The organism is Pseudomonas sp. AU11447, assembly GCF_001672555.2.
Classification (GTDB): domain Bacteria; phylum Pseudomonadota; class Gammaproteobacteria; order Pseudomonadales; family Pseudomonadaceae; genus Pseudomonas; species Pseudomonas nitroreducens.
On sequence record NZ_LZDG02000077.1, the window covers coordinates 24,456 to 45,221 of the forward strand.

The window sequence follows — 20,766 nt, forward strand, 5'->3', positions numbered from 1 at the left end:
CAAATCCTCCCAGGCCTGTACGAAGCAGCGCACCGTACTCAATCGCGATCCGGCGCTCCCAGCGGAAACAGTGTCCGCAGAGGTCGCGCATCCTCCACCGCGCGGGCGAAGGACGGGCGCGCCAGCAGGCGCGAGCGATAGGCGCGCAGGGTCGGGTAGCGGTCGCCGATGGGGTGGGTCCAGTCGGCGTAGAACAGCGAAGGAGCCGCGGCACAGTCAGCCAGGCTGAAGCTGTCGCCCGCCGCCCAGGCGCGCCCGACCAGTTCCTCTTCCAGCCAGGCGTAGGCCAGTTCGAGCTTGCTCACCGCGTGGGCCAGGCCTTCGGCGCGCTTGCTCGCCTCGCCACTCATAGCCCCCAGCACGGCGTGCTGCACCGGGGTCATCACGTGCCAGTCGAAGAAGCGGTCGAGGAAGCGCACGTCCAGCGCCTTCAGCGGATCGTCCGGCAACAGCCGCACCGGGCCGGGATGCTTCAGGTGGAGGTACTCGATGATGATGCTGGTCTCGGCGACGCTGTGCTCACCGTCGAGCAGCACCGGGAACTTCGCCAGCGGCCACAGGCGCAGCCAGTGCGCACCATTGTCCGGCTCATCCGGGCCCAGGCCGCGGAACTCGAAAGGCGTGGCGTTCTCGTACAGCGCGATCAGCACCTTCTGCGTGTAGGAGGAAAAAAGATGGCCGAAGAGCACAAGGGACATGGCTGGATCACCTGAGGCAGACGAAAGTACTCAGCCTAGACCCGAATGCCGCCAGGCGAGCCTCAAGCCGCCGAAACGCTGACCGCCGATCCGGTTCGCTGGCCTCGCCCCCTGCTCCGGCCGTGCGGAACCTTCGCCGCAGAGCGGCTGATGGCCACTATCGATCCCCGTAGCCATGTCGCTTTTGATCATGCCCGCGGCGATTTCGAGCAACTCGCCGCCTGCCCATCTGCCTTAGCTTGGATCCCGCGTGATGCGCGTTGCCAGCAGCGGCGCCTTTCCCCGGTCATTCCCTGATCACGCCAGGAGCGGAACCATCGACCGGACGGGAAGCCTCACTCCTGCACGCGCCACCGCGCCGACCTCGCTACTTCCATAAGAACAATTTCAAGAAAAGGCCGACAGATGAGTGCTCCCAGTGCAAAAGGCGCCAATGGCGATCTGGTGCAGGGCTTCAAGCCCCGCCACGTAACCATGCTTTCCATCGCGGGAATCATCGGCGCGGGGTTGTTCGTCGGCTCCGGCCACGCGATTGCCGCCGCCGGCCCTTCCGCCATCGTCGCCTACGCGCTCTCCGGGTTGCTGGTGGTGCTGGTCATGCGCATGCTCGGCGAGATGGCCGTGGCCAGCCCCGACACAGGTTCCTTCTCGGCCTATGCCGACCAGGCCATCGGCCGCTGGGCCGGGTTCACCATCGGCTGGCTGTACTGGTGGTTCTGGGTGCTGGTCATCCCCATCGAGGCCATCGCCGCCGGGGTCATCCTCAACAACTGGTTCCCACAGGTCGAGACCTGGGTCTTCGCCCTGTCGATGACCCTGCTGCTCACCGTCACCAACCTGTTCAGCGTCGCCAAGTACGGCGAGTTCGAATTCTGGTTCGCCATGCTCAAGGTGGTCGCCATCGTGGCCTTCATCGGCCTCGGCGCGGCAGCGCTGTTCGGCCTGCTGCCGGGGCGCGAGGTCAGCGGCCTGCACAAGCTGATGGGCGAGCACGGCGGCTTCATGCCCAACGGCTGGACGGCGATCTTCAGTGCGCTGATCACCACCCTGTTCAGCTTCATCGGCACCGAGGCGGTGACCATCGCCGCCGCCGAATCCAGCGACCCCAGCCGCAACATCGCCAAGGCCACGCGCTCGGTGATCTGGCGCATCAGCGTGTTCTACCTGCTGTCGATCCTGGTGATCATCTCGGTGGTGCCGTGGAACGACCCACGCCTGGTGGAGATCGGCTCCTACCAGCGCACCCTGGAGCTGCTGCACATCCCCAACGCGCAGCTGCTGATGGACCTGGTGGTGCTGGTCGCCGTGGCCAGTTGCCTGAACTCCTCGGTGTACATCGCCTCGCGGATGATCTATTCGCTGAGCCGCCGCAACGACGCACCGGCCTTCATCCAGCGCACCTCGGCAGCGGGCGTGCCGCGGGCGGCGGTGATCGCCAGTACGCTGATCGGCATGTTCACCACCCTGCTCAACTTCTTCGCACCGGGGCGGCTGTTCGAGTTCCTGCTCGCCAGCTCCGGCTCCATCGCCCTGCTCGTCTACCTGGCCATCGCCGTGTCACAGCTGCGCCTGCGCGGCATCCTGCGCCGGCGCAACCACGAGCTGGTGTTTCGCATGTGGCTGTTCCCCTGGCTGACCTGGCTGGTGATCGGGATCATCAGCTTCATCCTCACGGTGATGTTCATCATGCCGGCGCACCGCGTGGAAGTGAGTTCGACCCTGGCGCTGACGGTGATCATCGTCCTGCTCAGCCAGACCGGCCGGCGCACGTCGCCCCACACCCAGCGAACCATCGGCCGGCGCGCCGTGCGTAGCTGAACGCTCCGCCACACAACGAGACGAGGTGCCGATTGGTCGAACGCCGCCAGTTCAGTGGTGCCATGCAGGGGCGCAACCTGCGCTACCTCGACGGTGAGTCCCGGGAGCCCGGCCGGCTCGCGCGGGTGGGCTTCCTGCTGCTGGAGCACTTCTCCCTGCCGGCCTTCACCCAGGCGCTGGATACCCTGGTCACCGCCAACCTCATCCGCGCACAGACCTTCGCCACGCAGACCTTCAGCCTCGATGGCGAGTCGGTCACCAGCGACCTGGGCCTGGTGATCTGCCCCGGCGCGACGCTGACCTCGGCGCAACTCGTCGAGCTCGACCTGCTGGTGGTGTGCGGCGGCCTGCGCACCCCGCTGCGCGCAATCCCCGAACTGACGCGCCTGCTGCAGATCGCCGCCGACCGCGGCATCGCTCTCGCCGGCCTGTGGAACGGCGCCTGGTTCCTTGGCCAGGCCGGCCTGCTGGACGGCTACCGTTGCGCCATCCACCCGGAGAACCGCGCGGCGCTGGCGGAGATCGCCCGGCACAGCGAGGTCACCAGCGAGAGTTACCAGGCCGACCGCGACCGCCTCACCGCCGCCAGCCCCACCGGCGCCTTCAACCTCGTGCTGGAGTGGATCAACGCGCGCCACGGCCGCGAACTGGTGGACGCCATCGTCGACATCCTCGCTTTCGAGGAGTCGCGCTTCCGCCGCACTCGCCCGGCGCTGCACGAAAAGCTCAGCGAGCCGCTGCGCGAGGCGATCAACCTGATGAGTGCGAACATCGAGGAACCGCTGAGCCAGGACCAGCTGTCGAACTACGTCGGGCGCTCCAAGCGGCAGATCGAGCGGTTGTTCCAGGAACAATTGGGCACCACGCCGGTGCGCTATTACCTGGAGCTGCGCATCACCGAAAGCCGCCGCCTGCTGCAGCATTCCAGCCTGCCGATGTACGAGGTAGGGCTGGCCTGCGGCTTCGTCTCGCCCAGCCATTTCAGCAAGTGCTACACGTCCTTCTACGGCTACTCGCCGTCCAGGGAAGCGCGTTTCGGTTGCGTGAAGGCGCAACGCACATCCGAGCGCTCCCCGTAGGAGCGGACTCTGTCCGCGATGGCTTCCCGGCTGTCGCGCCAGGCCGGCAGGGGTTCGCGAGCAAGCTCGCTCCTACAAGGAGCAGGACCGCCACACCCTGTGGGGACCGAGGGGGACGCCTAGTCCTTGCTCGCGAACCATGGCCCATCAACACACGAGACCATCGAAAACGTCGCACCCAGCGCTTCTGGCAATAAAAAACCGCACCCTGGGGCGCGGTTTTTCATCCTGCTGGAAGCAACTGACCGATCAGCCCAGCGGCGGCGTGCTCGGCGGCACCAGGCGCTTGGAGCCGGTGGCCTCGAAGGCCGCGGCAAAGGTCAGCAGCGCCGAGTCGTCATAGGCGCGACCGGCGAAGGTCAGGCCCACCGGCATGCCGATGTCGGCCATCACGCCCATCGGCACGGTGACGGTCGGCACGCCCAGGTGACGGATCGCCAGGTTGCCGTTGGCTACCCAGATGCCGTTGCTCCAGGCGATGTCGGCCGACTCCGGGTTCACGTCGGCGTCCGCCGGGCCCACATCGGCCACGGTGGGGAACAGCACGGCGTCCAGCTTCAGGCCGTCCATCCAGTCTTCCAGGTCGAGCTTGCGGGTCTTCTCCAGGCCGCGCAGGCCGTCGGGCAGGGTTTCGATCTGGTCCCAGGTCTTCAGGCCACGCTTGGCCATGTTGACGTACTCGTCCATACCGGCGACCAGGTCATCCTCGCGGTTCGGCAGAGTGCCCGGGTCATGCGGGAAGATCTTCGGCCCGTCGACGTCGGCCAGCTTGTTCAGCTTGGGGTCGCCGTTGGCGCGGAGGAAGTCGTCGAAGCCCCAGCCGGACAGTTCCCACAGTTCGTCATGCAGGAACTGCTCGGAAACGAAGCCACGGTTGTACACGGTCGGCGCGCCAGGACGGTCGCCCTCGCAGTTGGAAACCAGCGGGAAGTCCACTTCGACGACTTCGGCGCCGGCGGCTTCCAGGGCCTTGCGGGCCTGTTCCCAGAGGTCGATGACCGAGGCGCGGGTGTTGATGCGCTGGCCGGTCGGGCCGCCGATACCGGGCTTCTCGCTGGTGCCGGCCAGTTCGTCCTTGTTGATGAACATGCGCGGCACGCCCAGGCGCTTGCCCTTGAGGGCTTCCGGGCCGGCGGCGAGGTCCAGGTAGGACGACGGGCGCACTTCGGCAACGGCGGGGATGGGTACCCACGGCTGCAGGCGCCACAGGTCACCGCGCTTGTCGGCGTCTTCGGCGACGACCACGTCGAGCACTTCCAGCAGGTCGGCCATGGTGCGGGCGTAGGGCACCACCACGTCCATGGTCGGGGTCAGCGGCCAGTTGCCACGCACCGAGATCACGCCACGGGACGGGGTGTAGGCGCACAGGCCGTTGTTCGAGGCCGGGCCGCGGCCGCTGGACCAGGTTTCTTCCGCCAGGCCAAAGGCCGAGAAGCTCGCGGCGGTCGCAGTGCCGGCACCGTTGGAAGAGCCGGAGGCGAAGGGCGCGGTGAGGAACTTGCGGTTGTACGGGCTTTCAGCACGGCCGTAGACGCCGCGCTGCATGCCACCGTTGGCCATGGGCGGCATGTTGGTCTTGCCCAGGCAGATGGCGCCGCCAGCGCGCAGGCGCTCGACGGTGAAGGCGTCGCGGTAGGCGATCAGGTCCTTGAAGGCCGGGCTGCCGGAAGCGGCGGTCAGGCCTTTCACCAGGTAGCTGTCCTTGGCGGTGTACGGAATGCCGTCCAGCGGGCCGAGGGTTTCGCCGCGGGCGCGGCGGGCGTCGGAGGCTTCGGCTTCCTTCAGGGCCTCGGGGTTGCGCACGACCACGGCGTTGAGCTTGGTCGGGCCATCGTAGGCATCGATGCGCGCGAGGTAGGCCTTGACCAGTTCGACCGCGGTGGTGCGGCCCGACTCGAGGGCTTCACGCAGCTGCGCAATGGAAACTTCGGTTACCTCGATCATGCTTTCACCGTCGGCTGAAGGTTGGTGGGAAGGGGCAGGTCTGCGTCGCGAAGGACCCAGACGGCGCAAGTCGGAAAATGCGTGTTCATCTCGATTCTCTTGTACTTCTGTTACGCGACGGGAGTGAGTTTACCGTCGGCCGGCGGCGTCGTTCAGCGCCCGGCGGACAAACCGGATGCGCATCCTGGGCAAGGCAGGGCGAATACAGCCGCCAGGGCGCACACACTGGCATGTCCGATCAGAATACACAACACGCGTAAATTAAAAAAAACGCCCGCCGAGCGCGGACTCGACGGGCGAGATACGGGTGCCGGGGGAAGCACCCTTGGAGAGTGAATCAGCGAAAGCCCGGAGGCAGACGCTGGCGCAGGCTACTCGCCGCCTGCCGGCGCTGGGCGGGTCGCTGGGGGGAGCGACCCGCTCGAAGACATATCAACCTCTACAGATCATCAACCGTGCTGCGAGCACTGGTAGGCGGCGTCCAGCAGCTCGCCCTTGTCCTGCCACGCGCTGCGCTGGTAGGCGCTGAAATGGTTGCCACCGGCGATGGGGGTCACCTGGACGATGCCGCTGGCCTGCAGCGGATCAGCGCTGCCGGTGAGCAGCTGGCGGGTGGTGCCGCGGTCGCTGACGAACGTGGCGGTGCCGGGAGTCAGCCTGCCGTCGACGCAGTTGAGGTAGGCGCTGCTGTCCTGGGCAGTCATGCCGCCGAGGCTGTCCCAGCTCAGCTGGCTTTCGGAGGTCGCCGCGCATCCGGTCAGGCTTGCCACCGCCAGCAGTAGCGAACCAAGGGCGATACGGGCAGCCGGGCGATTGGCGGTGGGGCGCTGGGTGTTCATCGATTCTGTCCCTTGCTCGGTTCATCGATCTCGTAGGGCAGATAGTCAGCCGCGCCCGGACCGCGCACCACTCGATTGCATCGATAGTGAAGCTCGACGGTATTGATGGTTGCGCACCGCTGCGCAGGAAGTTCGAACCCTCCCCGCCATGGCCTGTCGCAAATCAGGAAGCCCCCGCCTTTCCAACCCCGGAGGACATGCCATGAGCTACGACTGGGACCTGATCGAACGCCTGCTGCTGCGCGCCCAGGAATGCGCTGACCAACCCTACAAGGCTCGCGAATGCGGCGAGGAAGTGGCCGAGCAGCACCGGCTGCAGGGCGAGCCGGTGGAGGGCAGCACGGATCATCTGAAGAAGGTCGCCGGCGACCTGGAGGGCGATCTCTTCGCCAACGGCTATATCCAGGAGCGCCCGCGCGAACACGGCGGCACCGGCAACAACTTCGAGCTGACCGAGCGCGGCACCGAGTTGCTTACGCTGATCAGCCGCAGCTTCCCGGACCACCTGGTATTCCGCCAACTGCTCGACGAGCAGGGCGAGGCGGCGCTGCTGCCGGAATCCTTCGACCGGCTGGCCGAGCGCGCCACCCGCGACCGGGTGAACGATCGGCCGGAGCGCTGAAGGCTCAGGCGGCTGGCAATTCCATGACCATCTCGTGCCACGCCATGCCGCCATGGTCGGACGCCGACGGCTTGACGTAGCGGTAGCCGAAGCGCTCGTAGAGCGGCACGTGGCGGTCCTTGCACATCAGGTGGATGGTGCGCTTGCCCAGGCCCGCCATGCGTTCGACAAAGGTGCGCATCAGCAGCGACGCATAGCCTTTGCCCTGCTGCGCCGGGTCGATCACCACCGACATGATCACCACGTTGGGCGCCGCCGGATCATGGCCGATGAGTTCCTTGAAGTCCTCGTCGGACATCACCACGTCGAACGCGCAGCCACTGTTGATGAAGCCGATGATCTCGCCGTCCAGCTGCATGATCAGGAAGCCGTCGGGGTACTGCGCGATACGCGTGGCGATCTTCTCGTGCGTCGCCGCTTCGTCGCCTTCGTAGGCGGTGGTTTCGATCGCGAAGCAACGGTCGGTGTCGGCGGGAACGGCGGTGCGGAAGGTCGGCGCGGTCATGGGGGAAATCCTGGCAGGGCAAAACAGGATGGCATGGTAAAGAAACCCGGCCGTCCCGTCTCGCCGCCCTGCCCTGCGGCCGGCCTCAGCCCTGTGGCAGGCGCGCGATCGCCTTGATCTCGAAATCGAAGCCGTAGAGCCAGGTCACGCCCACCGCGGTCACCGTCGGATAGGGGGCTGCGCCCCAATAGTCGGAGGCAACCTGCCAGGCGCGCTCGAAATTCGCCTGGGGGTCGACCATGAAGATCGTCACGTCCATCACGTCATCGAAGCTGCAACCGGCGGCGTCGAGGACCGCGTTGAGGTTTGCGAAGGCGCGCCGCACCTGGGCATCCAGCCCGGCCTCGGGCGAACCGTCCTCGCGGCTGCCAACCTGGCCCGAGACGAACAGCAGGCCGTTGCTGCGGATCGCCGGGGAATAGCGGTTGCGTTCATAAAGAGCCTGGCGGCCGGAAGGGAAAACCACGTCACGTGTACTCATCTGCTTGCTCCAGCGAGGGGCGCGATGGCCCCGGTTCAACGATGGAGGCAGGTTACGGCGCGCGCGGGCAGCGATAATCGGGCAACACTGGTCAGCATTGTTTGTAGAATCCAAACAATCAGCCCTTCTCAGCGCCCTCCTTCCTGAGCCAGCCGGAGCCGCCATGGACCGTTTCGATGCGATGCAAGCCTTCGCCCGCGTGGTGGAAACCGGCAGCTTCACCAAGGCCGCCGACACCCTGCACATGAGCCGCACCAGCGTGACCCAGCTGATCCAGCAGCTGGAGGCACGCCTGCGTGTGCGACTGCTCAACCGTACCACGCGCAAGCTCAACCTCACCGCCGACGGCGCTGCGTACTACGAGCGCGTGGTGCGCCTGCTGGCGGACATGGATGACGCCGAGACCAGCCTATCCAGCGCCGCCGCCGAACCCCGCGGGCGGCTAAGGGTGGACGTGCCCAGCCCGCTGGCGCGCATCCTGCTGATCCCCGCGCTGCCGGGCTTCCACGCGCGCTACCCGGACATCCAGATCGACCTGGGCGTCAGCGACCGCATGGTCGACCTCATCGATGAGAATGTGGATTGCGTGGTGCGCGGGGGCGAACTCACCGACCAATCGCTGATGGCCCGGCGCGTCGGCGACCTGCAGTTGGGGGTCTTTGCCGCGCCTTCCTACCTGCAGCGCGCCGGAGTGCCGGAGCACCCGCGTGATCTGGAGAACAGCCAGCAGCGCATCGTCGGTTACCTCTGGGCGCGCACCGGCAAGCCGTTGTCGTACGCGCTGCACAAGGACGGGGAGACCGTGCAGGTCCAGGGGCGGCCGGTGCTGACCGTGGACGACGGCAACGCCTACCTCGCCGCCGGTATCGCCGGCATGGGGGTGCTCTGGCTGCCGCGCTACATGGCCGACGAGGCCGTGGCGCGCGGCGAACTGGTGGAGCTGTTCGCCGGCTGGACGATGGAAACCATGCCGCTGTTCGTGGCCTTCCCGCCCAACCGCCACGTCAGCGCGAAGCTGAGGGTGTTCATCGACTGGATCGTCGAGCTGATGGCGCGGCACGCGCCGGTGGCCCAGCCCCAGCTCTAGACAGCGCAACTTCAACCCAGGCGCATGGACAATTCCACGTCATCGGCAAACGCAATCGACAGGTAGCGCCCGCCCGGCAGGCGGACCTCCGCCAGGTACTCCGCGCTGTAGTCGGCGTTGTCGGCGATGACCAGCGCACCGGGCCGCAGGCGGTTTTCCACCAGGGCGAGGATTTCCGGGTAGAGGGACTTGGCACCGTCGAGCAACAGCAGATCAATGCTCTCGGGCAGGTCGCGGGCCAGCGTCTGCAGTGCATCGCCCTCGCGGATTTCCACCAGGTCGGCCACGCCACCCGCGACCAGGTTGGCCTGGGCGCGTGCCACTTTCGAAGGCTCGAACTCGCTGGTGATCAGCCGGCCGCCGCCGTTGTCGCGCAAGGCAGCCGCCAGGTGCAGCGCCGAAATACCGAAGGAAGTGCCGAATTCGACGATGTGCCTGGCGCCGATGCTGCGCGCCAGCATGTAGAGCAACGCACCGGTTTCCCGCGAGACGGGCAGCGGCTGATCCTTGAGCTGGCCGTAGAGCTCACGGTACTCGGTCTTGCTCTGCATCAGGCGCGTCAGCGCGGCCTGGTCGAGATTGGCGAAGGCCGGGCTGGACTGGGGAGAGGCCGCATCAGCTTCCTCGAAGAGGCGTTGCAGCAGGGGTGCCACGGGGGCAGAAGTGAGGGTCGTCATGGTGGTCTCCGGATAGGGGATTGAGCGCGAAAAAGCGCCCGACTAGAATGCGACGAATTCGTCAGGTTCCACTATTCGCATTGCCGGAGAGCCCCATGCCCGAACGCCGAAGCCCGCGTATTTCCACGCGCAAGGAGCCGAAACAGGCGCGCTCCAACGACCTGGTGACAGCCATTCTGGATGCCGCTGTTCAGGTTCTGGAGAAGGAAGGCGCCTCGCGTTTCACCACCGCGCGCGTGGCCGAGCGCGCCGGGGTCAGTGTCGGCTCGCTGTACCAGTACTTCCCGAACAAGGCGGCGATCCTGTTCCGCCTGCAGAGCGACGAGTGGCGGCAAACCACGGAGATGTTGCGCGGCCTGCTGGCGGACGAAACGCAGGCGCCATTGCAGCGCCTGCGCAACCTCGTCCATGCCTTCATCCGCTCCGAGTGCGAAGAGGCGCGAATGCGCATCGCCCTGAGCGATGCCGCCCCACTCTACCGCGATGCGCCGGAGGCCCGCGAAGCCAAGGCCGCCGGCGAGGGGATTTTCCAGGCGTTCATCGCCGAAGCGCTCCCGCTCGCTCCCGAAGCACAACGTACGCTGGCTTGCGAGTTGATCACCACGACGCTCGGCTCGGTGGGCAAGCAGTTCTCGGAAAGCCCGCGCAGCGCCGAGCAGATCGATGCATTCAGCGACGCGATGGCAGATATGTTCTGCGCCTACCTGAAGAGCCTCATGCAGTAGAGGCTTACTCCCGGCACTCCACCAGCAGCGCCTCGGCCTTGGCGCCCGGCATCATCTCCTGCAACCCGGCGATCAACTGCTCACCCGCACCCTGCAGGGCCTCCAGCGGCATCTGCGGCAGGCTTTCGAGGATGAACCACATCTGCTGCGCTTCGGCGTCCAGGCGGGTGCGCACGCCCTGCCGCCAGTTCCAGCGGCGACAGGTGACACCGAGGTCGTCACGCCAGACGACTTCGCCGGCGTCGGGCGATTCGTGGGCCGGCGTGCCGTCCTTCATCGTGTCGAAGAGTTCGTTGCCGTCGGCGATTACCAGGCGCGGGGTTCCGATGTAGGCGGCGAGGTTCTCCCCACCCACCGGAATCGCGAACTGCACGCTGATGGCGTTGTACAGGTCCACCACCGGATCGATCACCGGCAGGCTGCCGTCACGCAGTACACGCTTGCGCAACGCCTCCGCCGAGCAGGGCGTGCGCTGGGGCTTGGCGCCGAAGCGGCGGAACACTTCGGCCCACGCCGCCAGGTGTGCCTCGGCCCAGGCCGGCTCGCCCGCCAGGAGCGCCGCGCAGGCTCGCTGCAGGGCCTGCTCGGCCACCGCCGGGTGGCGGATCGGCGCAGCCTCGACCGTGATGCTCAGAGCCCGAAAGCCGGGGGCAATGGCAGCGATGGCGGGATCAATGCGAGGCGTGACGGGATGCATGGCGAAATCCTTGGTGTACAGCGAATGCGGACGATCGAATTGCCCGCCTCAGCGGCGAACGAAGTTGCGCTTGTTGTAGTCGCCCCAGGCAACAGACAGGGTTTTCAGCACGCACAGCAATGTGGTCCATCTGGACGTCATTGGAATAGCTCCGGTAACAGGGGAATGGGGCGCGAAAAGCGCGCCCGACCAGCGCAGTTCTACCGGCATGGCGTTCTCGCTGCCATGAAATCCCCGAATGAAGTATTAGCCCTGCTTATCGGATATCACGCAAATCGACTTTGCTAATACCGCCCAACTGTCAGGCTTTAGCTGATCTGAACTGTCGGGCCACAAAAATCGTGGATTGAAGTGCGCCCTCGCCAGCGTTGAGATGGGCTGACGGAAATACCCGCCGCCATTCCCACCCAAAACAACGACAAAGAGGTTCGCGCCCCATGCGCACACTGATCAAAGCCTTGGCCCTGGCTTCCACTACCCTCCTCGGCGCACCGTTCTCCGCCACCGCCGCCGAGGCGCCCAAGGCCGATGCCCTCAAGGTAGAAAAACCGGCCTTCGTGGTACACAAGCTGACGGACTTCCTCTACGCCATCGGCGAGCCGAACTACTACCAGAAGAACTATTCGTACCTGCTGGTGGGTTCTGAGCACGCGCTGATGTTCGACTCAGGCGCGAACCAGAAGGAAGACATCACCCAGGTCGCCCGCCAGATCACCGACAAGCCGCTCTCGGTGCTGCCTTCGCACCTGCACTTCGACCATCTGGGCGGGCTGCACAACTTCCAGAGCATCTACCTGGTGGATACGCCCTTCACCGCGAAATTCCGCCGCGCCGACGGCCTCTACCAGGTGCCAGAGCCGGTCTACCTGGGCAACATCGACCACATGACCCTGGCGCCCTTCAAGGTGTCTCGGCTGGTGAAGCCCGATGAAGTGATCGATCTGGGCGGCCTCAAGCTGCGCCTGCTGAGCATGCCCGGCCACACGCCGGACGAAGTTGCGCTGTTTGACGAAGCGCACAACATCCTGCTCTCCGGCGACCACCTGTATCCGTCGTGGCTGCTGGCGGGGAACCTGAAGGATTACGTCGCCTCGCTGGACACCACCCTGAAGGTGATCAACCCGCAGACCACCCTCTACGGCGCCCACGCCGACGAGGACCCGAGCAAGGTGCCGGCCATGACCTACGCCGACGTCGTGGCGGTTCGCGACAAGATGCAGCAGATCCAGGCCGGCCGCGCCAAGGGCGAAGCCTTCAGCGACCCGGAACTGATCAGGAGCTCGGAGCTGTACAAGGTGGAGAAGGACATCAGCATCCTGACCGACATCCAGTTCACGGATGGGCGCGGGTACGGCTACTGAGGCCTGCGCCCAACCCGCCTTTTGTAGGACCGAGAGGGACGCCCAGTCCTTGCTCGCGAAGCGGGGTCAGCCTGATACAAAAGTGCAGGAAGGTAGGCTGCTGTTCGCGAGCAAGCTCGCTCCTAAAGATACTTCCAACCCACAGCGCTGGCGGGTTGAGCACTACTCACCCACAGACAGCAACCACTCGATGAACGCCCGTACCTCCGGGCGTTCCCGCTTCGCCTCGGGGCAGACCACGTAGTAGTTGTGCACTGCCGCTACCGAGATCGGCAGCGGGCACACCAGCCGGCCTTCGTCCAGGTCGCGTTGTGAAACCGTCTCGTCGCTGAGCGCCACGCCGAAGCCATCGCGCGCCGCCTGCAGGACCATGCCGAAATCCTCGAAATGGATGTCCTCGGCGCCTCCGCGGCTGTGGCCAGCCTCGGCCAGCCATTGCTGCCACTGGCTGCCATCGTCCTCGTGGAGCAACCGGTGCCGCGCCAGGTCCGCGGCCTCGACGATGGCCAGCGGCCCACGCAGGTACTGCGGGCTGCACACCGGCGTCATGCGGATGCCATGCAGCAGACGCCACCAGACACCCGACCACGGCGGCGTGCCATAGATCACCGCGACGTCGGCGCGGCGCCAGTCCACCTGGGGCATGCCCGGCGCGGTGATCACGCTCACCCGCACCGAACTCGACTCCTCCATGAAGCGCAACAACGGCCGGGTCAGCCACTCCACGCCTTCGGCCGGAGGGATCGACAGGCAGATATCCACCCGTTCCTCGTCCGGGCGCCCTCCTGCCTGCAACGCCAGGACCGCCCCGCTGATCTCGTCCATCGCGCTGGCCACGCTCTTCTGCAGCGCTCGCCCACTGGCGGTCAGCACCAACTGGCGGCCGCGCTTCTCGAACAGCTCCACTCCCAGGCCGGCCTGCAGCGCCTTGACCTGCTGGCTGACCGCGCCGGTGGTGACGTGCAGTTCGACGGCAGCCGCCGCCAGGCTGCCCAGGCGGGCCACGCTTTCGAACACCCTGAAACTGTGCAGTGGCGGGAGGGCCATCTTCTGAAGCAGTCCTGCGCAAATCGTGACGGACGGTTATAGCAGGAGCGGCCTTCGCAGGGGAACGCAACGCGCTCGAAGCCCCCCTGGCCCACAAATTGCGAAGTCCTGTGTCCAGGTGGCCGCAAAGAACCTTTCGGCGCTTTGCATGCAGCCAACTGGTGCTTTTGGATTCAGAAATGCACACATTTTGGGCAAAGCATCCCGAGTCAGGATTTCATGCATAACGCTGATTGCAGAGCGATCTCAACGGAAAAAGCACTTAACCGCCCGGTCAGATTCCGGACCATCGGACGCGAAAATGTATACAAACCAGTGGATATTTCACACGAACTTTGTCTACAGTGGCCGCACAACAAAAACAAGCGAGTCCTCAGCCATGAATGATCGTTCAGCTGTAGCGTCCGCCGGAGCACGCCCGGAAGACGAGAACCTCGGAATCGGCGCCAACCTGGCGTACGGCCTGCAACACGTTCTGACCATGTACGGCGGTATCGTCGCCGTGCCCCTGATCCTCGGCCAGGCGGCCGGGCTCTCCCCCAGCGAGATCGGCCTGCTGATCGCCGCCTCGCTGTTCGCCGGCGGCCTCGCCACCCTGCTGCAGACCCTCGGCATCCCCTTCTTCGGCTCACAGATGCCGCTGGTGCAAGGCGTATCCTTCGCCGGCGTCGCCACCATGATCGCCATCCTCGGTGGCGGCTATGAGGGCGGCGGCATGCCCGCCGTGCTCGGTGCGGTGATGGCAGCCTCGTTCATCGGCTTCCTGATCACGCCGATCTTCTCGCGTATCACCAAGTTCTTCCCGCCGATGGTCACCGGCATCGTCATCACCACCATCGGCCTGACGCTGATGCCGGTGGCGGCGCGCTGGGCCATGGGCGGCAACCCCAAGGCACCGGACTTCGGCAGCATGGCCAACATCGGCCTGGCCGCGCTCACCCTGGTGATCGTCCTGCTGCTGAGCAAGCTGGGCAGCGCCTCCATCTCGCGCCTGTCGATCCTGCTGGCCATGGTGATCGGTACCGTGATCGCCGCCGCCCTGGGCATGACCGACTTCTCCCGCGTGGCCGAAGGCCCGATGGTGGCCTTCCCGTCGATCTTCCATTTCGGCCTGCCGACCTTCCACATCGCCGCCATCATCTCGATGCTGATCGTGATCATGGTGACCCTGGTGGAGACCTCGGCGGATATCCTCGCCGTCGGTGAGATCATCGGCACCAAGGTCGACTCCAAGCGCCTGGGCAACGGCCTGCGCGCGGACATGGCTTCCAGCATCCTGGCGCCGATCTTCGGCTCCTTCACCCAGAGCGCGTTCGCCCAGAACGTCGGCCTGGTGGCCGTGACCGGCGTCAAGAGCCGCTACGTGGTAGCCACTGGCGGGCTGATCCTGGTGACCCTCGGCCTGCTGCCGGTGATGGGCCGGGTGATCGCCGCGGTGCCCTCCTCCGTGCTGGGCGGCGCTGGCGTGGTGCTGTTCGGCACCGTGGCGGCGAGCGGCATCCGCACGCTGTCCAAGGTCGACTACCGCAACAACATGAACCTGATCATCGTCGCCACCTCGATCGGCTTCGGCATGATCCCGATCGCCGCGCCGAGCTTCTACGAGCACTTCCCCAGCTGGTTCGCCACCATCTTCCACTCGGGCATCAGCTCGGCGGCGATCATGGCCATCGGCCTCAACCTGCTGTTCAACCACTTCAAGACCGGCAACTCGGACCAGCAGTCGGTATTCGTCGCCGCCGAGGAACGCACCCTGCGCTACCGTGACATCGCCGCGCTGAACGAGGGTGACTACTTCCAGAACGGCAAGCTGTTTGACGCCGAGGGCAACGAAGTACCGGTAATCGTCGACGATCACGACCACGACGAGCACCACGCGCCAGCGACCAGACCGCTCAAGCGCGAGACGGTGAACAGCAGCGCCTGATACTCAGTCAGACGTCCATGAAAAAGGCCCCTTCCGGGGCCTTTTTCATTCAGGGCGCCTGTTCCTGCAGCAGGGCCTGATCGACCAGCCGCCAGGTCTTCGGCCCCACTATGCCATCAGCCACCAGCTCGTGGCGGCGCTGGAACTCCCGCACCGCAGCTTCGGTCTTCGCGCCAAAATGGGCGTCCTCATCGGCACCACAGGCACGCTGGACAAGGCGCACCAGGTCACCTACCGCACCGCGCCGCAAGGTCGGCCGCGGTAACCGGCCAGGCACCGTATCCGGCTCCAGGGCCGGGATCATCGGACGCAGGATCGCCTTGCCATCGAGTATCTCGCGCACCCTCGCGCGAAATGCCTCCATGTCGAAGGTCGGATCGTTCTTGCGCCCATGCGGCAGGGCGTACTCCTTGTGGCCGGCGCAGGCCTGTTCGTCCTGCTTAAGGTGCTTGAGAATGGCCGCGACACCGCGCTGGTAGCTGTCCATCTGTACGTCGCTCCAGGCTTCATCGAGCCCGGTGTTTTCCGCCTCGATGCCGATGAAGCTGCTGTTGCCAGAGCTTATGCCTTCCCAGCTTCCCTTGCCGGCATGGTTGCAGCGGCCGGCGGCGATCACGTAATAGGTGCCGTCGCGCCCGAGCCCCAGCTGTGCCAGCGGCCCGCTGAGATCACGGCGCCCCTCGATCAGGGTCTTGAGACTGGGCATATTGCCGCGCAACGGGCCAGCGGTGTGATGGCAGATCACGCCGTGCACCTGCCCCATATCACCCACGCCGCGACCGCTCCAGCCGTCCACACGGGCTACTTTCAAGCCGGCGGCTTCGAGCACGTCCGGCAACCAGGTCAATGCATAGCTCATGCTTCGACTCCTCCGGTGGCGGCGGGCAGGTCCTCGTCCGCGGTTTCCTCTTCGATGGGGCAATCGCAACCGTCGATCTCAACCTCCGGGTGCAGCATGACGACCCCAGGCGCCGACAGCCCCACCGGCGCCGCGAGTGGCGCCACGGCCGGCTCCAGCAGCGGCAGCATCAGCGGCGCCGAGGCGCCTCCACCTGGAGGCGGATTGACTACCACCAGGCTCAGTTGGCGGCCCGTCAGCAAGTCCTCCTCCAGCAGTTGCACCGCCAGGCGAGTGCTGTCGCTGATGGTGGTTTCACGGCTCACGCCGTTGACCTGGACAACGGCACCGCGCACGAAACCGCCGCCCTGCAGGCTGACATGGAGGGACTGGGCATCCACGGCGCCAGGCTGTGCATCGGTCAATATCGGCACGGGGTTGCTCAGGCCGTCGCGACGCTTGTCGCTTTCACGGGTCCGGAACAGGGTGTCGAACAGCTCACCCAGCTTGTCGGTGGCCTGCTTGGCGAACATGCCGGCAAGGCATGCCATGCCCACCAGGCCATAGAGGTTGACGTTGACCACGCCGTCATCGGCAGCCGCCGTCGTACCAACGGTGAGGAATCCGCCGCGGATGACCAGGTAGAGCATCAGCGCGAGGATCATGCCGATAAAGGGCTTGAGGATGTACCACCAGATCCAGCTGGCCATGAAGCGGTCGTTGCCGACGAAGTCGCCGAACGACTTGGCAATATGCACGAAGCTGCCCAGGCCGCCTGCGACCATCACCATCACCAGCAACCGGGCATCTGGGCCAGGGCACCAGCCGAGCAGGCATTGCGCGCCGGCATCGCCTTCGACACCGGCCAGCGGGAACTTCGGGTAGTGTTGCGGCCACAACGACACCAGCAGCCAGGCCAGCAGAAGGGAAAGGAAGATCAGGCCAGCGCCCATCGTCCATATTTGCAGACGATTCGCGCGGCGAGTCCGGGTGCGTGTGTCCATAGCGGCTCCGGGCAACGAGGGATGGAAACGATCCCTGTCGCGAAGCGCCACGGCATGCGCCCAATGCTTCAACCACTGGCGCCTTCCGCGCATTCGCACGGCTGACAGTCCAGCTCACGTTAGCGCAGCGCAAAGGCTCTGCAAGGGGGCTTTGCGGATAAATTCGGGCGTCTCGCCACCGTTACGTTGCAGCGCTGAAACAGGTGCTGTTTCAGCGATGAAATCAAGCCGCTTCGGTTTCCGCGCCCGGCGCGTCCAGCAGCCCGATAAACGCCCGCAGCGCCGGCGTGTCGGTGCCGCGCCGCCAGAACAGCCAGGTGCTGGCATCGGCGTGATGTGGCGCCAGGCGGTGGATCGCCACATTGCGGCCGCCGGCCAGGCTCTCGAACATCGCCCGCGGGATGATCGCCACGCCACCGCCCGCCGCGATGCAGGCAAGCATGCCGTGGTAGGACTCCATCTCGACGATCTTGCCCGGGACCACGCGGTGCTCGGCGAACCAGCCCTCCAGGCGCTTGCGGTAGGAGCAGGTATCGCGGAAGGCGAATACCGTCTCCCCCGCCACGTCCCGCGCGTCATGCACCGGCGGATGCGACCTGGCGCTCATCAGTACCAGCTCCTCGCGGTATACCGGCTGGCCGTCCAGTTGCGGGTGGTTGGCCGGGCCGTCCGCGAAGGCGGCGATGAAACGGCCGGAGAGCACCCCGTCGATCATCTCGCCCGAGGGGCCGGTGGAGAGGTCCAGTTGCACCTTCGGGCAATGCTGGTGGTAACGCGCGAGCATCTCCGGGATGCGCACCGCTGCCGTGCTCTCCATCGACCCCAGGGAGAAGCTGCCGTGGGGCTCGGCGCCCACCGCCACCTGCCTGGCCTCCTCCACCAGATCGAGGATGCGTTCGGCATATTCGAGGAAGCTGCGGCCGGTCGGCGACAGACGCAGGCGCAGCTTCTCGCGGATGAACAGCTCGGTGCCCAGCTCCGCCTCCAGCTGCTTGATCCGCGTGGTCAGGTTGGAAGGCACGCGGTGCAGACGGGCCGCGGCGGCGGTGATGCTGCCTTCGGTGGCGACGGCGCGGACGATTTCCAGCTGGGTCAGGTCCATCATTCTCTCCGAGAGAAAGAGTCTTTCTTGATTATTCATTTTACATGAATGGTTAGGCATCTTAATTTCTGCCCCATTCCGGAGCCAGTGCGCCCGGACGAACGACCGGCCTTGCGCCCCTACACAGAACAAGCAGGACTCACCATGAATCAGATCGCCGCCATCCCCGCTGCCATCTCCCGCAGCCCCGCCACCGGCCAGGAACTGGCCCGCTACACCTTCGAAGACGCCGCCCAGCTGGAAACCTCGCTGGCCCGCACCGATGCCGCGTTCCGCCAATGGCGCGACACCAGCATCGCCGAACGTGTCGCCGTGCTGCGCAAGATGGCCGAAGTGCTGCGCGCCAACGTCGAGCCGATGGCCCGCATGGAAGCCCAGGAAATGGGCATGCCGGTCACCCAGGCCCGTGGCGAGATCAACAAGTGCGCCAACCTCTGCGAGTGGTACGCCGACAACGGCCCGGCCATGCTCGAAGACGAGAAGACCAGCATCGAAGGCGCGTACATCTCCTACCTGCCGCTGGGCCCGGTCCTGGCCGTGATGCCGTGGAACTTCCCCACCTGGCAGGTCATGCGTGGCGCGGTCAGCATCATCCTCGGCGGCAACACCTACGTGCTCAAGCACGCGCCAAACGTCATGGGCTGCGCCTATCAGCTGCGCGACGCCTGGCTGCAGGCCGGCCTGCCGGAAGGCGTGTTCGAGGTGCTGAACGTCGAGCCGCCGCTGGTCTCCAAGGCCATCGCCGATGACCGCATCGCCTCCATCGCCGTCACCGGCAGCGTCGGCGCGGGCGCCGCCATCGCCTCCCAGGCCGGTGCCGCGCTGAAGAAGTGTGTGCTGGAACTGGGCGGCTCCGACGCCTTCATCGTGCTCGCCGACGCCGACCTCGACGCCGCCGTGAAGGCCGCCGTCGCCAGCCGCTTCGGCAACTGCGGCCAGGTGTGCATCGCCGCCAAGCGCATGATCCTCGAAGAATCGATTGCCCCGGCCTTCACCGAGAAGCTGCTGGCTGCGGTGCAAGCGCTGAAGATCGGCGACCCGCTGGCGGACGACACCTTCGTCGGCCCGATGGCCCGCTTCGACCTGCGCGACGAGCTGGACGGCCAGGTACAACAGGCTATCGCCGACGGCGCCACCCTGCTGCTGGGCGGCCACAAGCTCGACGGCGAAGGCAACTACTACGCGCCGACCGTGCTGGCCAACGTGCAGCCGGGCAACACCGCGTTCAAGAAGGAAATCTTCGGCCCAGTCGCCTCGCTGATCGTCGCCCGTGACGCCGAGCACGCCCTGGAACTGGCCAACGACAGCGAGTTCGGCCTCTCCGGCGCGATCTGGACTGCCGACAAGGCCAAGGCCCAGCACATGGCCCGTCGCCTGGTCAGCGGTGGCGTGTTCATCAACGGCTTCTCCGCTTCCGATCCCCGCGTACCGATCGGCGGCGTGAAGAAGAGCGGCTTCGGTCGCGAGCTGTCGCACTTCGGCCTGCGCGAGTTCACCAACCCGCAGACCGTTTGGATCGACCGCAAGTAAGCCACGCTGAAAGCAGAAGGCCCCTCTATCGCCAAGCGGTAGCGGGGCCTTTTTCATGGGCGATGTACCGTGCGTTTCGTTCAAGGCAGAAGGGCCTTTGCAGGGGCAGACTTCTTGCTCGCGAACCGGACCGAAGTCCGACCTCAAGCCGTAGGGCGCATAGCCTGGAACAGGTTATCCGCCGGCTCATCCTTCGGCGGATAACGCTTGCGCGTTATGCGCCCTACAAGAACTTGAGGCGCTTCTGCATCAGGGCTTGGCCGCGCCCTTCTTCAGCTGCAGGAGCTCACGGGTGCTATGCCGCAGATTCTCCGCCAGGCTGCCCTGCTCGTTGAAGCAGTCCTCGACGAGCCAGCCGCCTGACGTACGATGCAACAGCAGGCCAAGGTCGCGGTCCTCCCCGGTCAGTGCATCCTTGAGCACCACCCGGGCTTTGATTCGCTCGTCGTCCACCGGGGCAAACTCCAGCGACTTCACCTTGATATCGCCCCAGTCCTGGCAATCACACAGCGGGTCGCCACCCAGGTAGCCCAGCTCGCCATCGGCGGCGTCCTGGTCGGCCTTCATCAGGGCGATCAGCGAGGCATCGTAGACGTCCTCCTCCTTCAGCGACTGGTTCGGCACGCCCGGCCCGTCCGGCGAATAGCTGGCGTACAACTGGCGCAGGAAGCGCTCCGCGCTGGCGGTGTCGACCGCCGACGTCGAAGCTGCGAGCGAAGTATCGAAGAGCGTCAGCAGGATCAGCGACAGGGCAAAGGCGGATCGCAGGAAGGCCATGGGGTTCT

20 protein-coding genes are annotated in these 20,766 nt (G+C 65.9%); 8 read left to right on the forward strand and 12 right to left on the reverse strand.

Features of this window, described 5'->3' with window-relative positions:
* Positions 1-38: 38 nt before the first annotated feature.
* Positions 39-698 carry a glutathione S-transferase family protein gene (locus tag A6723_RS26565; protein WP_054907884.1) on the reverse strand — a complete coding sequence of 220 codons (660 nt, stop codon included), beginning with the start codon at positions 696-698 and terminating at the stop codon, positions 39-41.
* Between the two features lie 405 nt (positions 699-1,103).
* On the opposite strand from A6723_RS26565, the gene gabP reads away from it, so the two are divergent.
* Together gabP and A6723_RS26575 are read left to right on the forward strand one after the other, a co-directional pair.
* Complete coding sequence (gene gabP / locus A6723_RS26570; RefSeq protein WP_054907883.1) at positions 1,104-2,516, forward strand: GABA permease; 1,413 nt, start codon at positions 1,104-1,106, stop codon at positions 2,514-2,516.
* Between the two features lie 62 nt (positions 2,517-2,578).
* Positions 2,579-3,595 carry a GlxA family transcriptional regulator gene (locus tag A6723_RS26575; protein WP_139093066.1) on the forward strand — a complete coding sequence of 339 codons (1,017 nt, stop codon included), beginning with the start codon at positions 2,579-2,581 and terminating at the stop codon, positions 3,593-3,595.
* 249 nt (positions 3,596-3,844) lie between these two features.
* On the opposite strand, the gene A6723_RS26580 is transcribed toward A6723_RS26575, so the two are convergent.
* Positions 3,845-5,539 carry an amidase gene (locus A6723_RS26580; RefSeq protein ID WP_054907881.1) on the reverse strand — a complete coding sequence of 565 codons (1,695 nt, stop codon included), beginning with the start codon at positions 5,537-5,539 and terminating at the stop codon, positions 3,845-3,847.
* Positions 5,540-5,988: 449 nt separating this feature from the next.
* On the reverse strand, positions 5,989-6,378 hold the full coding sequence (locus A6723_RS26585; protein WP_054907880.1) for a hypothetical protein: 390 nt from the start codon (positions 6,376-6,378) through the stop codon (positions 5,989-5,991).
* Between the two features lie 202 nt (positions 6,379-6,580).
* Here A6723_RS26585 and A6723_RS26590 point away from each other — a divergent pair, with 202 nt between their 5' ends.
* Positions 6,581-7,000, forward strand: coding sequence for a hypothetical protein (locus tag A6723_RS26590; RefSeq protein WP_054907879.1), 420 nt, complete (start codon positions 6,581-6,583; stop codon positions 6,998-7,000).
* 4 nt (positions 7,001-7,004) lie between these two features.
* On the opposite strand, the gene A6723_RS26595 is transcribed toward A6723_RS26590, so the two are convergent.
* The gene (locus A6723_RS26595) at positions 7,005-7,505 is read right to left on the reverse strand and encodes a GNAT family N-acetyltransferase (protein ID WP_054907878.1); all 501 of its coding nucleotides are present in this window, start codon (positions 7,503-7,505) and stop codon (positions 7,005-7,007) included.
* 85 nt (positions 7,506-7,590) lie between these two features.
* Positions 7,591-7,986, reverse strand: coding sequence for a RidA family protein (locus tag A6723_RS26600; RefSeq protein WP_054907877.1), 396 nt, complete (start codon positions 7,984-7,986; stop codon positions 7,591-7,593).
* Between the two features lie 163 nt (positions 7,987-8,149).
* On the opposite strand from A6723_RS26600, the gene A6723_RS26605 reads away from it, so the two are divergent.
* Complete coding sequence (locus A6723_RS26605; protein ID WP_054907876.1) at positions 8,150-9,073, forward strand: LysR family transcriptional regulator; 924 nt, start codon at positions 8,150-8,152, stop codon at positions 9,071-9,073.
* Between the two features lie 11 nt (positions 9,074-9,084).
* Here A6723_RS26605 and A6723_RS26610 read toward each other — a convergent pair whose 3' ends face one another.
* The gene (locus tag A6723_RS26610) at positions 9,085-9,750 is read right to left on the reverse strand and encodes an O-methyltransferase (RefSeq protein WP_054907875.1); all 666 of its coding nucleotides are present in this window, start codon (positions 9,748-9,750) and stop codon (positions 9,085-9,087) included.
* 95 nt (positions 9,751-9,845) lie between these two features.
* Here A6723_RS26610 and A6723_RS26615 point away from each other — a divergent pair, with 95 nt between their 5' ends.
* On the forward strand, positions 9,846-10,475 hold the full coding sequence (locus A6723_RS26615; protein WP_054907874.1) for a TetR family transcriptional regulator: 630 nt from the start codon (positions 9,846-9,848) through the stop codon (positions 10,473-10,475).
* A gap of 4 nt (positions 10,476-10,479) precedes the next feature.
* Here the strand turns inward: A6723_RS26615 and A6723_RS26620 are convergent, their stop codons facing one another.
* Entirely contained in the window at positions 10,480-11,172 is a 693-nt protein-coding gene (locus tag A6723_RS26620) for a B3/4 domain-containing protein (protein WP_054907873.1), read from the reverse strand.
* 437 nt (positions 11,173-11,609) lie between these two features.
* Between A6723_RS26620 and A6723_RS26625 the strand changes: the two genes are divergently transcribed.
* Complete coding sequence (locus A6723_RS26625) at positions 11,610-12,533, forward strand: MBL fold metallo-hydrolase (RefSeq protein ID WP_054907872.1); 924 nt, start codon at positions 11,610-11,612, stop codon at positions 12,531-12,533.
* 162 nt (positions 12,534-12,695) lie between these two features.
* On the opposite strand, the gene A6723_RS26630 is transcribed toward A6723_RS26625, so the two are convergent.
* Complete coding sequence (locus A6723_RS26630; RefSeq protein ID WP_054907871.1) at positions 12,696-13,580, reverse strand: LysR substrate-binding domain-containing protein; 885 nt, start codon at positions 13,578-13,580, stop codon at positions 12,696-12,698.
* Positions 13,581-13,959: 379 nt separating this feature from the next.
* Here A6723_RS26630 and A6723_RS26635 point away from each other — a divergent pair, with 379 nt between their 5' ends.
* Positions 13,960-15,507 (forward strand): nucleobase:cation symporter-2 family protein, encoded by a 1,548-nt coding sequence (locus A6723_RS26635; RefSeq protein ID WP_054907870.1) that lies wholly within the window; start codon positions 13,960-13,962, stop codon positions 15,505-15,507.
* A 49-nt stretch (positions 15,508-15,556) separates the two neighbouring features.
* Here the strand turns inward: A6723_RS26635 and A6723_RS26640 are convergent, their stop codons facing one another.
* The 3 genes from A6723_RS26640 to A6723_RS26650 all read right to left on the reverse strand — a co-directional run bounded on the left by A6723_RS26640 (position 15,557) and on the right by A6723_RS26650 (position 18,451).
* Positions 15,557-16,366 carry an N-acetylmuramoyl-L-alanine amidase gene (locus A6723_RS26640; protein ID WP_054907869.1) on the reverse strand — a complete coding sequence of 270 codons (810 nt, stop codon included), beginning with the start codon at positions 16,364-16,366 and terminating at the stop codon, positions 15,557-15,559.
* Positions 16,363-17,349, reverse strand: a complete 987-nt coding sequence (locus tag A6723_RS26645; RefSeq protein ID WP_139093065.1) for a hypothetical protein — start codon at positions 17,347-17,349, stop codon at positions 16,363-16,365. The genes A6723_RS26640 and A6723_RS26645 overlap by 4 nt, the downstream gene beginning before the upstream one ends.
* A gap of 223 nt (positions 17,350-17,572) precedes the next feature.
* On the reverse strand, positions 17,573-18,451 hold the full coding sequence (locus tag A6723_RS26650; RefSeq protein ID WP_054907868.1) for a LysR family transcriptional regulator: 879 nt from the start codon (positions 18,449-18,451) through the stop codon (positions 17,573-17,575).
* Positions 18,452-18,595: 144 nt separating this feature from the next.
* Between A6723_RS26650 and A6723_RS26655 the strand changes: the two genes are divergently transcribed.
* Positions 18,596-19,981, forward strand: coding sequence for an NAD-dependent succinate-semialdehyde dehydrogenase (locus A6723_RS26655; RefSeq protein WP_054907867.1), 1,386 nt, complete (start codon positions 18,596-18,598; stop codon positions 19,979-19,981).
* A 249-nt stretch (positions 19,982-20,230) separates the two neighbouring features.
* Here A6723_RS26655 and A6723_RS26660 read toward each other — a convergent pair whose 3' ends face one another.
* Positions 20,231-20,758: a DUF3828 domain-containing protein gene (locus A6723_RS26660; RefSeq protein ID WP_064979896.1), complete on the reverse strand. Its 528-nt coding sequence runs from the start codon at positions 20,756-20,758 to the stop codon at positions 20,231-20,233.
* Positions 20,759-20,766 lie beyond the last annotated feature (8 nt).